General features: G+C 48.2%; 11 protein-coding genes and 1 pseudogene. 9 read left to right on the plus strand and 3 right to left on the minus strand.

The genetic code is table 11. From position 1 onward, the window contains the following. Positions 1-124 precede the first annotated feature (124 nt). From yycF to T458_RS52190, 5 genes are read left to right on the plus strand one after another with little or no spacing between them, the layout of a single operon-like run. Positions 125-838: a response regulator YycF gene (yycF, locus tag T458_RS52170; RefSeq protein WP_023559088.1), complete on the plus strand. Its 714-nt coding sequence runs from the start codon at positions 125-127 to the stop codon at positions 836-838. After that, positions 835-2,658, plus strand: a complete 1,824-nt coding sequence (walK, locus tag T458_RS52175; RefSeq protein ID WP_023559089.1) for a cell wall metabolism sensor histidine kinase WalK — start codon at positions 835-837, stop codon at positions 2,656-2,658. Before yycF ends, walK begins: the two co-directional genes overlap by 4 nt. After that, complete coding sequence (locus T458_RS52180) at positions 2,655-4,040, plus strand: YycH family regulatory protein (protein ID WP_023559090.1); 1,386 nt, start codon at positions 2,655-2,657, stop codon at positions 4,038-4,040. Before walK ends, T458_RS52180 begins: the two co-directional genes overlap by 4 nt. After that, a complete protein-coding gene (locus T458_RS52185) occupies positions 4,027-4,797 on the plus strand; it encodes a two-component system regulatory protein YycI (protein ID WP_023559091.1) in 771 nt (256 codons plus the stop codon). The genes T458_RS52180 and T458_RS52185 overlap by 14 nt, the downstream gene beginning before the upstream one ends. A gap of 54 nt (positions 4,798-4,851) precedes the next feature. Beyond that, positions 4,852-5,640, plus strand: a complete 789-nt coding sequence (locus tag T458_RS52190; RefSeq protein ID WP_023559092.1) for an MBL fold metallo-hydrolase — start codon at positions 4,852-4,854, stop codon at positions 5,638-5,640. Positions 5,641-5,646: 6 nt separating this feature from the next. On the opposite strand, the gene T458_RS52195 is transcribed toward T458_RS52190, so the two are convergent. Further along, entirely contained in the window at positions 5,647-5,889 is a 243-nt protein-coding gene (locus T458_RS52195) for a hypothetical protein (protein WP_023559093.1), read from the minus strand. A 255-nt stretch (positions 5,890-6,144) separates the two neighbouring features. Between T458_RS52195 and T458_RS52200 the strand changes: the two genes are divergently transcribed. The 3 genes from T458_RS52200 (at position 6,145) to rlmH (ending at position 8,344) form a co-directional block, all read left to right on the plus strand. After that, a complete protein-coding gene (locus tag T458_RS52200; protein ID WP_023559094.1) occupies positions 6,145-7,371 on the plus strand; it encodes a S1C family serine protease in 1,227 nt (408 codons plus the stop codon). Between the two features lie 302 nt (positions 7,372-7,673). Next, positions 7,674-7,859, plus strand: coding sequence for a CxxH/CxxC protein (locus T458_RS0129405; protein WP_252989879.1), 186 nt, complete (start codon positions 7,674-7,676; stop codon positions 7,857-7,859). A gap of 5 nt (positions 7,860-7,864) precedes the next feature. Beyond that, complete coding sequence (rlmH, locus tag T458_RS52205; RefSeq protein WP_023559095.1) at positions 7,865-8,344, plus strand: 23S rRNA (pseudouridine(1915)-N(3))-methyltransferase RlmH; 480 nt, start codon at positions 7,865-7,867, stop codon at positions 8,342-8,344. Between the two features lie 567 nt (positions 8,345-8,911). Here rlmH and T458_RS57700 read toward each other — a convergent pair. Beyond that, a pseudogene (locus tag T458_RS57700) lies at positions 8,912-9,964 on the minus strand (recombinase family protein); the annotation flags it as partial. Then, positions 9,965-10,423, minus strand: a complete 459-nt coding sequence (locus tag T458_RS52220; RefSeq protein ID WP_023559098.1) for a recombinase family protein — start codon at positions 10,421-10,423, stop codon at positions 9,965-9,967. It lies immediately after the preceding pseudogene. Positions 10,424-10,918: 495 nt separating this feature from the next. On the opposite strand from T458_RS52220, the gene T458_RS52225 reads away from it, so the two are divergent. Beyond that, on the plus strand, positions 10,919-11,914 hold the full coding sequence (locus T458_RS52225) for a phage/plasmid replication domain-containing protein (RefSeq protein ID WP_023559100.1): 996 nt from the start codon (positions 10,919-10,921) through the stop codon (positions 11,912-11,914). Positions 11,915-11,927 lie beyond the last annotated feature (13 nt).

An 11,927-nucleotide genomic window follows, 5' to 3' on the forward strand; every position in this document is an offset into this window, starting at 1 on the left:
GGAAAATCAAGGAGTGCTCCAAGGAGTGCTCCTTTTTGCGTTCGGGGAAAGGATTGGCATAGTATAATGGAGAGGAATACAGGGACGAAAAATAGAATTTGTTTGGAGAGAGGAGGCAGCAGTCATGGCAAAACTCCTGGTAGTAGACGATGAAAAACCGATTGCAGACATTTTGAAATTTACGTTTGAACGGGAAGGGTATCAGGTGGTCTGCGCATACGACGGGGAAGAAGCGTTGACCGCCGTCCAGCAGGAACGACCTGATTTGATTTTGCTCGATGTCATGCTTCCTGGCCGTGATGGAATGGAAGTGTGCAGGGCTGTCCGCAAAGCGCACGATGTCCCCATCATCATGCTGACGGCAAGAGACTCCGAGTTGGACAAGGTGCTGGGTCTGGAGCTGGGTGCGGATGATTATGTCACGAAGCCGTTTAGCTCGCGCGAATTGGTAGCACGGGTAAAAGCGCATTTGCGCCGCAACAAACCAAAAACGGAGGCGCAGGAAAGTCATCTTCTGCGTATTCATGATCTCGATATTGATTTGCATTCCTATACGGTCGAAAAGACGGGGGAGCCGCTTGAACAGGAGCTGACTCATCGTGAGTTCGAGCTGTTGGTCTATTTGGCCCGTCATCAGGGACAGGTTCTGACGCGTGAGCATTTGCTCCAGTCGGTCTGGGGGTTTGACTATTTTGGCGATGTGCGCACGGTGGACGTGACCATCCGCCGACTGCGAGAGAAAATAGAGGACGACCCAAGCCAGCCGAAATATATCATTACACGACGTGGTTTGGGCTATAGCATGCGCAATCCGGGCACAGGAGGAACGCCTGGATGAGGCGGCTCTTCAAGACGATCCAGTGGAAAATCGTCGTGATCTACATGTTGTTGATCCTTTTGGCCATGCAATTTATTGGCGCTTACTTTGCCAGGGAAGTAGAGAGCTACTACATCAACAACTTTTCCGAGGCATTGAATGCGCAGGCAAGTCTTTTGGCAAGCCTTCTGGAAGGGGATCTGCGCACGCGGGAGTCCAAGGAAGAAAGCGTGGAGCAGATGAGGGTGGATATCGACAACCTGATCAACAATCTGGTCAAGATCAACGGAGCCAATGTACAAGTGATCGACCAGACAGGCACCGTGCTCAGCACCACAGAAGATCGCAGCATTATCGGGCAGCGGACCTCACAGCCGGAGGTGACTGTGGCCTTGCTCGGGACGCGGAGTGAGTCCATGCGGATCGACCCGCGAACAGGAGCCCGCGTGAAGGTTCTGGTTCTCCCGATCAAAGGGGACCAGATCGTCTACGGAGCCGTGTATATGGTCGCTTCGATGGAAGGCACATACAATACGATCCGCAAAATGAACGGGATCCTCGCATCTGGGACGATGATCGCTTTGCTGATCACGGCCGGGCTGGGATTTGTGCTGGCAAAAACGATTACCAAACCGGTCAAGGAAATGACCCGCCAGGCTAGATCGGTAGCAGACGGTGACTTCAACAGCCATGTGCGCATCTACGGTACGGACGAGATCGGGCAGTTGGGGATGGCGTTCAATCATATGACAAGGCGCCTGCAGGAAGCCATCTCGCTGCAGGAAGAGGAGCGGGAGAAGCTGGCGGGCATCCTGAGCAACATGTCCGACGGCGTGATCGCGACCAGCCGGGATGGGCAGATTATTCTCATGAATCGAGCAGCCGAAGAGATGCTGCAAGTCAAGATGGAGAACCTGATCAGCAAAAGACGGACGTTGCCCGAGCTGCTTGGTTTGCCTCCCGAGGACGAGATGCCTCTGCATCGGCAAACGGAGCCGCTCTTCATCGAAATGCTGCTGCCCAACCGTGAAGAAGTGATTTTGCGTGTCACCTTTACTCCGCTGCAGCATGATAGCGGCAAGCGGGGCGGCATCATTGCGGTCGTCGCAGACGTGACGGAGCAGCAGCAAATGGAGCATCAGCGCAGGGAGTTCGTCGCCAATGTCTCGCATGAGCTGCGCACACCCCTGACCACGATCAAAAGCTACGTGGAAGCGTTGCTGGATGGAGCCGTAGAGGAAAAGGAGCTGTCCAACCGCTTTTTGCGCGTCACGATGTCAGAGACGGAGCGGATGATACGCCTGGTCAACGACTTGCTGCAGCTGTCCCGCTTTGATTCGCAAGGAGTGCGCCTCCACTGCAAGGAAGTGGACATGAATCAGATGCTGCGCTACGCGGTCGATCGGTTCTCCATGTTCGGCGAGCAGCAGGAGGTCGCGCTCGATCTGGAGATTCCGGAGGCTTTGCCATCCGTCTATATCGATCCTGACGCGATCAATCAGGTTTTGGACAACCTGCTGTCCAATGCTATCAAGTATACGCCTCAAAGCGGCCGTGTCGTCGTGCATGCGCAGCATCTGCGACAGCAGGAGCGGGTCCAAATCTCGATCACGGATACCGGAATCGGGATTCCGAGCCGCGATCTCAAGCGAATTTTTGAAAGATTTTACCGTGTAGACAAAGCGCGCTCGCGCGGTCAGGGTGGGACAGGCCTGGGGCTTGCCATCGCCCGGGAACTGGTGCAGGCGCATGGCGCTGACATCGAGATCGCCAGCGAGTGGAATGTAGGAACGACCGTTACGTTCTGGGTTCCGTCATTTCGAGGGGGGAGTGCAGGATGAAGCGGTGGTTGGAACCAGCAAAAACCGTCATTCTCTGCCTGCTTGTGGTCGCCAGCTTTTGTCTGACGGCGGCAATTTGGATCAATCAACCCAATTTCCAGATGATCGAGCCGGCGAAGTATACAGAATCCAAGCCTGTATTTGAAAAACAACTGGAGAAAATCATCACACCGTTTGCTGTTGTTTTTCACTACGGGCAGGATCGGCACACCAAGGCAGTGGCAACAGACGGGCAATTCAGCATGATCATGCGCGAAATGCCAAGATGGATTTTCCTCGATTTTTCTCCATTTACCATGACAGAGGATAAATGGCGGGAAATTGCCCGGGAAAAGTTGGGGCTTGAGGTTCGTTTCAGAAGCAGCATTCCGCTCGCCGCAGTCGGGCGGCTGGTGACATTTCGGGAGGACTACAACATTCCTTTGAAGGGAATCGATCGCATCTGGCTTTACCATGAACCGGAAGAGGACTTGGTCTATGCCCTTTTTTTCTCGGGTGAAGAGGAGAAGATCGTACGCTCCCGCACATCGATCAGCCCGAAGGATCTGCGTGATTCATATCTGGCGAACGGCAATCAGATGCCGGAACAGATCATGAAGGTCGTCATCCCGAAAAGGTATACCTATGCGTCGCCTGCGGAGAAAGGGCAGACTTACTGGCACATGTACTACTTGCCGAAGCATCAGATTCGGATGCATCAATTCAGCTACAGCTATGAGCCTGTCTCCGTGGAGAGGGTCATCGAGGCTTACTTTCTCGACCCTTCCTTGGTCAGGCAGATCATGGAACGGGACAAGACCATGATCTACACAGACGGAAGCCGTTCGATTCAGGTGAGGTCTGAGCAAATGGCAATGACCTTTACCGATCCAGCCTATCAGCAGCGGGCCGTGCAGCTCTCCGATACGGAAAAGCTGCAGGGGGCGGTCAACTTCGTAAACAAGCATCTCGGCTGGCTGGACGACTACTATTTCGAGAGGTTCAGGAAGAGCTACAACGACAAGGACGTCATGACGTTTCGCCAGTATATCGGCGCCTACCCGCTGGTAAGCAAGGGAGACAAGCCTGTCGATACGATTGAGATTACTTCAGAAGCGGGGCAGGTCGTCACGATGAACCGTTCCCTGCTGGACTTGGATTCGTATGTCGCTCACAAGGATTGGAAGGTCATGTCGGGACCGGAGCTGTACAATCTCATTCGGGAGCGAAATCTGGCCAATACGGACGAAATCACCAACGCGTATCTGGCCTATCAGACGCTCGTAGCAGAGGACACCATCGATCTGATTCCGACATGGGTAGTGGAAGTGCCGAATCAGCCTACCCTGTACATCCCTGCGCGATCCACAGAAGGAGGAGGCGGGTCTATTGGATTGGAGTAAAACCAAAACAATCCTGATCTGGGCATTTTTGCTATTGGACCTCTTTCTCGGCTATCAAGTCTATGTGACGCGGATCAGCGGATGGAGCGACCAGGAGCTGACCCGTACGGACAAGGGTGAGATGGAGATGTACCTGAACCAGCAGAACATCACCTTGGCGACGGAGGTCCCGCAGGAAACGCCGGAAATGAGCAAATTGCAGGCCGAGTATCTGGGAATCAATCCGTTTCATATGAAGGAGCTGCCAGGGGTCAAGGCGACGATGGAAAAGATGGCATTGTCCGCAGAGCTGATCCCGCCGATCCAAATTCACGGACAAATTGTCCCGAATGAGCTTTTGCGCCAGCTCGGACCGCTGTTGATGTACGCTGAGCAGTATACGGCGGATCTGTACCAGTCGAATCAAAGCAGGCTGTTGTACTGGCAGACGTATGAGAAAATGCCTGTCTTCGTCGCTCCGCTGGAAGTCAGCCTCGATACGGGTGGGATCAGCGGGTACAGACAGACGTATTTCCAGCTTCGCGAAGAGGACGGAGCCAGACAGGTGATTTCGGGGTACAAGGCGATTCGTTCGCTGGTGGAAAAGCAGATCATCGGTCCGGGAGAACGGATCGAGAGTGTGAGCTTGGGCTATTACGGCTCTTATGATGCGGATATTCAGTCGCTCGCACCGGTATGGCGTGTGATTCACGACGGAAGGCTGCATTTCGTCAATGCTTTTACAGGTGCTGTAGAGCGGCAGTTGGTGACAGAATGAGGGTTTTTCGATCTTACAGACAGCGAGGGAATGCTTCGGGAAGAGGGATGATGGGTGAAATTTAGTGTGTTAGCCAGTGGAAGTACTGGCAACGCGATCTACGTAGCGACGGATCGCGTCTCCGTATTGATTGATGTAGGGATAACAGGAAAGCAGGCAGAAGCTGCTTTGCAGACGATCGGGGTCAAGCCGGAAGAGCTGACTGCGATCCTGGTCACGCATGAGCATGTGGATCATATCAAGGGTGTCGGGGTGATGGCTCGCCGCTACGGTCTGCCGATCTACGCCAACGCCAAGACGTGGAATGAACTGGATGGACAAATCGGCACGATCAAGGAGGAGCAGCGAAAGCTTTTTGCCGTTGGTGAAAAGCGGGAGCTGGAGGATCTGGGGATCGAGTCGTTCGGCATCTCCCACGATGCGGCGGAGCCGATGGGATTTTGTTTTTACCAGGGAAACAAAAAGCTGAGCGTTGCCACGGATCTAGGGTATGTGAGCGAGAAGATCAAGGAGACGATTCGCGGTGCGGACGCCTATATTTTTGAGTCCAACCACGATGTGGAACTGCTGCGGATGTCGCAGTACCCATGGAGCATCAAACGGCGGATTTTAAGCGATGTCGGCCATCTGTCCAACGAATCGGCAGGCGAAGCGCTGACCGAGTGTCTACGTGGCGGAGCGGAGCGGGTCTACCTCGCCCATTTGAGCAAAGAGAACAATATGATCGACCTGGCGCGTCTGACAGTCAAAAACATTCTGGAAGAACAAGGCCTAACTGTAGGCGACGACGTACATCTGCGCGATACCTACCCGGATCGCCCGACCAAGCTGGAAGTGTTGTAATGGCGGCTAGTCCAGCGAAAGAGACTTCTCCTGATTGACGCCGTTGAGCAGTCTGTCGGAGATGCGGGTATACGTCTCGATTTGAAAGGTCAACTGGGAGTCTAGCTCCACCATTTTGCGGGACAGCTCGTCCTTCGTGAAAAAGCCTTTTTCGATCAGCACTTCCGTCAAGGCGTGCAGCACCAGTGTATTGTGGTAATCGACTTCTTGCAGGTCGGCAAGTTTTGCGTGCAGGTGAACTTCTTTCACGTCTATCAACCCTTTCTATTAGCCGTTTGGCAGGCGGCGAACAAGCCTTTTAATCTATCATATCCGGGCTCTCGGCGATTTATGCCGGGAGCTTTTGATATTCCACAACCTTTCCATATTTCTCACGCGATTTTGCCAAAAAATCGGCGTATACTTTGGGTATCAAAGGGAGGCAAGGAGGTTGAAGGCACCCCTGACAAGTATAGAGCACATCAAAACCAGTTACCCTAATCATAGAGGAAGGAGAATGGATTCATGGGCTTTTACGATGATCTGAGACATGTAGAAAAACGAAAGCAGCGTGTTCCAGGTGTTGGACGCTTGATCATGACGTCCATCACATCGGCAGTGATTGGGGGAATGGTTGTCCTGCTGATGCTGCCAACACTGTCAAACTCGGGATACATCAAGATGGTCGAGCCCAGTTCGACCAATGTGATGAGTAATCCGGCCGCCAATTTATTTGCCCAGCCTGTATCGGTATCGGTAGAGACGGGTACAGTCAAAGCAGTAGAGAAAGCTGAAAATGCAGTCGTCGGTATTATCAATATCGGTCGCGCCCGTACGAATTGGTTCAATTCGACAGAAGATGTCGAGCAAGGGCAAGGCTCGGGTGTTATTTTTCAGAAGAAAGACGGCAAAGCTAGAATTATTACCAACTACCACGTGATCGACCAGGCGCAAAAACTGGAAGTGGCACTGCCAAGCGGTGACAAAGTGGAGGCCAAGGTGCTGGGTTACGATATATTCAATGACCTGGCTGTGTTGGAAATCGACGGCTCCAAAGTACTTACGGTAGCAGAGCTGGGCGACTCGTCCACCTTGCGGGTAGGAGAGCCAGCTATCGCGATTGGGAATCCGCTCGGGATGAAATTCTCCCGTACGGTAACGCAAGGAATCATCAGTTCACTGGAACGCTCCATGCCGATGGACCTGGATGGAGATGGACAGGATGACTGGGAGCTGGACGTTCTGCAGACAGACGCAGCGATCAACCCTGGCAACAGCGGTGGAGCCCTGATCAATATCCAAGGTCAAGTCATCGGAATCAATACATTGAAAATCTCCAAATCCGGTATTGAGGGTCTTGGTTTTGCCCTGCCGATCAACGACGTGAAAAAAATCGTCAACGAGCTGGTGGAGAAAGGCAAGCTGGAGCGTGCTTATCTGGGCGTCACACCATACGACCTGACCAATGTACCTCGTTATAATTGGAAGGAAACCTTGAATCTGCCTGATGATGTCGCGGCTGGTGTCGTGATCCGCAATGAGGTCGGCAAATTCTCGCCGGCTGGTGAAGCGGGACTGAGACAATACGACGTCATCGTCAAAATGGACAACAAGGATATTGCCAACGGCGCTCAATTGCGCAAGTTCCTGACCTTGAACAAAAAGCCGGGCGATACGGTCGAGATTACGTACTACCGCGATGGCTTCAAGAAGACAGCCACCGTCAAGCTGACCAAAAATCCGCAGCAGTAAGTACGTTGCATTCCGGGACATCTGTCCCGTTTGCATATACCGCAGTTCCCCTTTATCTATGAACCATAGATGCATCCTTGGAGCACCGTCATTTTTCGGTGCTCATTTTTTTTGCTGTGAAAGACTTCGCGCGGAGCGGGCATTTGTTTTCTCGCTGTTCTGGGGTAGAATATAGAGCGATGCTGGAGAGAACGGATGATCTAGGAAAGGGAGTTAAGGAGATGGCAGAAAACATGCAAACACTCAAGATCGATGGGAAAGAAGTGGAGCTTCTTGCGGAGTTTCCTGTACGCTTCGCATGCATGGAGCATGTGGAAGATGAATTGGACGACTATGTGAATGAGTTCGAAGCGGCACCAAATACATATCGTGCGGAATCGGTAGAAACGGCGGCAGGCACGGATGCGGCTGGGAAGGAACTGGACAAGCGTTGCCGGGTATGCGGCAAGCCGGGGCAGATTGCGCTATTGCGAGAGAAGGGAATGTAGGCGACGTGCAGATTACGATCATCACCGTGGGGAAGTTGAAGGAGAAATACTTGCGCGAAGGCATCGACGAATACAGCAAGCGGTTGTCCGCGTATTGCAAGCTGCAGATCGTGGAGGTTCATGATGAAAAAGCGCCGGAAGAGATGAGCCAGGCAGAGATGGAGCAGGTGAAGCGCAAGGAGGGAGAGCGGATCCTGGCGCAGATCAAGCAGGATCAGTATGTGATTGCGTTGGCGATCGAGGGGCAGATGTGGTCGTCGGAGAAGCTGTCTGCGGAGTTGGATAAATTGGCGCTGCATGGGCGCAGCCAGGTGGCGTTTGTGATCGGCGGGTCGCTTGGGTTGTCGGATCAGGTGTTGAAGCGGGCGGATGTGCAGCTGTCGTTTTCGAAGATGACGTTTCCGCATCAGTTGATGAGGCTGGTGTTGGTGGAGCAGGTTTATCGGGCGTTTCGGATTGGGCGGGGGGAACCTTATCACAAATAGGTAATGGTTTTTGTTAAAATAAAAAGCCCGTAGTAGAGAAGAGAAGGGCTTGCAGTGGATATGTAGTGGATCCAAAGGATCCATTTCGTCGTATGGCATGTGAACAATGAACGAAAAGTGGACATGCTTCAGATGATTTTTGGTTGCATCGATTCTTTCAATTGTCGCCTGAAGCAATTCCCTCAACTTTAAAGGATCTAATTTACTGGAAAGCTCAAGGAAATCGGAAATTTGTGAGCTTATTAGCTCAGGTGTAACAAGTCTAATTTCATTTGCATGAGTGGATTTTGAATCTTGTGAAGAGATGAGGGCAAGTTTGATTTCCCGAATTTTTTCCCTCAATTTTGTAATTTCTTCTTCCGCTTCTTCTTCTTCATACACTTTTGAGCCTTTTGCGACTAAGTTTTGAATCGTTTTTACCTCAGCTTCCAATTCCCGAAGTTGGTTATTCAAAACTGTCTCTTCATTTGTCTTACTTGGGTTTGAACTTTTGATCAATTCATTAATACGACAAGTAAGTTCTTTTATTATTTCATCAGAGTTTAATGCGTTTGAGAGTCGTTCAAAAACGGCATTTTCAAGCCAGTCAGCAGGAATTGTGTTTGGATTGCAAATAGATTTGCCGTTATTATGATATACTCCACAAACGTAATATCGTTTTTTTGTACCGTCTTTTCGTCTGGAGCCGTATAAGCTTGTCATATAAGAACCACATTCAGGACACTTTGCTAAACCAGTCAAAGGAAATGTTCCTGAATACTGCCTTGGGACTCCAGTAGCCTTATTTCTTTGGCGAGCGTATGCGGCATCCCAAATTTCCTCTTCAATAATAGGTTCATGTTTACCCTTAGTAATAATATAATCGGGGTTTTTTCCTTTTCTTCGATCCTGTTCCCAGTTAGTAACTTGGTTGTACCGAACATAGCCCTTATAAACAGGATTGCCAAGGATCAAAGAAACCGAGTCAACTTTGAATGGTTTCCCTGTTTTTGTACGGAATCCACATGAGTTAAGGAAGTTCGATATACGTTTTGTTCCCCACCCATCATTAACATACTTATTAAAGATTAGTTTTACAATTTCGGCTTCTTCGGGAATGATAACCAATTGTTTATTTTCACTCTTGTAACCTAAAACCCGTCCGCCATTCCAGAGTCCTTCTTTTGCACGTTGAGTCATCCCCAATTGAACATTCTCTGCGAGCTCTTCGCGTTGATATTGAGCTACAGAGGCTAAGATATTAAATTGCAAATTCCCATGAGGTGTACCATACTCGCCTTCTTTAACACTGATAAATCTAACTTTGGATTTATGGATTTCTTCTACCAGTTTAAGAGAATCTGACAGCGATCTGCTTAATCTGGATACCTTATACGTAATTACACCTTTTGCTTTACCAGCTTTAATTTCACGCATCATACGATTCAAATCTGCACGTTTTTCTGTACTCTTTCCACTCTTTCCCTCGTCAACGAATACCTTACACTTAACATCTTGACCAAAAATTCTTCTTGCAAGCTCACGATTGACACTTTCTTGTGCTTCCAAAGAGTACCCTTCCTGGGCTTGTTTATCGGTTGATACACGAATGTATAGGAAAACGAATTTATCATCTACCATTTACTCCCCTCCATTTCCAAGTTTTTGTTTTACTATTCTATCTGCTAAGCGGGACATTTTAGCTCGTTTGATCATGATTTTTTGTCCTACATTTTTATAAATTGAGGAATCATTTTCTGAACTATACTCCTCGTGTTTTAAACTAATGAACTGAATGTTCATTTCTTTTATTCTGTGCATAAAGTCCAGCAAAGTCGATATAGATCGACTGATTCTGCTTATTTCGGTTGTGATAACGGCAGTAACCTTTTTATCTTTGATGTCCTGAAGCATAAGTTGGAATTCTTTATGATCATCAGATAAACCGCTAACATCATTATCAAGGTAAATTTGGGTTACTATATTTTCACCAAAGTATTTTTCCGCAACCATTTGCAATTCGTTTAGTATTTTTTCCAAGAGGTTGACCTTAACTTTTTGATTAGTTCGATAATATAAAGCGATTTTACTATGCGACATGGTGTTGATCCTCCTTAATTAATTCGATTGATTGTATTCCATTTTGATAAAGCAGTTGGAAAATGATTGAAGCAATAACGTCTAATTTTTCTTTATCAATTTCTGGTTTTGTAAAATTGTCGTGTATCATATTTTTTCCTCTCTGATGTAATATTTCGTTCTGCAGAACTTATGTTCTTTAGTATAAACGGGATGAAAATTTTGTCTACGGCTTTGATGTCTGAGGTTTCGTAAGTTAAAGCGATAAAGTAAAACAGCCTGTTGTCATAAAGGCTGTTTTTTTGATTTTTAGGGTATTCGACCTGCTAAGACTGATTCCAGCGATTAAAACGATTTTTACTCAGTATGATACCGATACAGTCTCAATTTAGACTGATGAAGAACCAATAAATATGTTCTGGTCGGGAAAAAATCCATGCAGAAAAATTAGCTTGAACCATTGATATATCAAGGAAATTGATTTTCCCGTTACACTAACCCGAAAGGAAGGATGATATGATTCACACAGCACAGTTTTACATTTTGTTGGAAGACGCTGAGGTCAGCACACTATGCAGGAGGTTCAATCAGGATATATCCTTGCTCCCGCATGCTATTGACACATACTTCGAAGGATTCAAGACAGTATTTAGAAGGTACGGCTCTTGCTGGTGGATGTTCGTCTATATTGACTTTATCAAGATGTTAGGAAAACCAGACATATGGGAAGATGATGTACCAGCCATTTGTGAGAAAATGAATGCATATCTGAACAAACTGTTCGATTCCTATGGTAAAGAGTTTACATTGATCCGTCTCGATTACCGTATTGACGCAGTTATTCCCGATCCCGAACATCGCAAACTATTGCTCAAGTTGTATAAGAAAACGACCGAACAGTACGGATTCAAGTTGAAGAATGCCCACTATCCGACAACGATTTACTTTAATTCCAACTCTGTCAAGGTGATTTGCTATGACAAAGAAAGCGAACGGAATGCCAAGGGAGAGGAGATACTTCCATATGAACGGAATGTACTACGTTTTGAAGTAAGCATCCTTAATCGGCATTTGAACTATATGAAGCACGCATATGGTTTGGAAAAACGCTTGGAGTCCTATGTGACGGCAGAGTTTTGGATGAAGTATATGAAAGGGAGTCTTTGTCCGATTTTTTACAAGGGAAATTATTACAAAGTAACAATAGCTTCTCAAATCATTCAAGAAAGTAACTTGAAGGAAAGGGACAAGCATAACTTACGGCAATTTCTCTGTGATGTCTCAAAACATGGAGTCAGCGGCATTAGAAATTTGGAGTCAACAAGGGAAAATGGAGTAAAAAAGCCAGTCTACAGCGATTATCTTATTCGAAAATATATCAACATGCTTGCTTCGCTTGAAATTAATCCATTGTTGATTCCAAAGAATCAATCTATCAAGCTGGGAAAGGAAAAATGTATTCGGAATCCGATCCAATTCTATTTGCAACAGGAAAAGCCTATTCATTTTTGATAAAATGGGAATG

Origin of the sequence: Brevibacillus panacihumi W25, from assembly GCF_000503775.1 — a bacterium.
GTDB classification, from domain to species: Bacteria; Bacillota; Bacilli; order Brevibacillales; family Brevibacillaceae; genus Brevibacillus; species Brevibacillus panacihumi_A.

Excerpts from the sequence above, each read along its gene's own strand:
- yycF (WP_023559088.1), top strand. The coding sequence starts at position 125 with ATGGCAAAACTCCTGGTAGTAGACGATGAAAAACCGATTGCAGACATT.
- walK (WP_023559089.1), top strand. The coding sequence starts at position 835 with ATGAGGCGGCTCTTCAAGACGATCCAGTGGAAAATCGTCGTGATCTAC.
- T458_RS52180 (WP_023559090.1), top strand. The coding sequence starts at position 2,655 with ATGAAGCGGTGGTTGGAACCAGCAAAAACCGTCATTCTCTGCCTGCTT.
- T458_RS52200 (WP_023559094.1), top strand. The coding sequence starts at position 6,145 with ATGGGCTTTTACGATGATCTGAGACATGTAGAAAAACGAAAGCAGCGT.
- T458_RS0129405 (WP_252989879.1), top strand. The coding sequence starts at position 7,674 with ATGGAGCATGTGGAAGATGAATTGGACGACTATGTGAATGAGTTCGAA.
- T458_RS52220 (WP_023559098.1), bottom strand. The coding sequence starts at position 10,423 with ATGTCGCATAGTAAAATCGCTTTATATTATCGAACTAATCAAAAAGTT.
- T458_RS52225 (WP_023559100.1), top strand. The coding sequence starts at position 10,919 with ATGATTCACACAGCACAGTTTTACATTTTGTTGGAAGACGCTGAGGTC.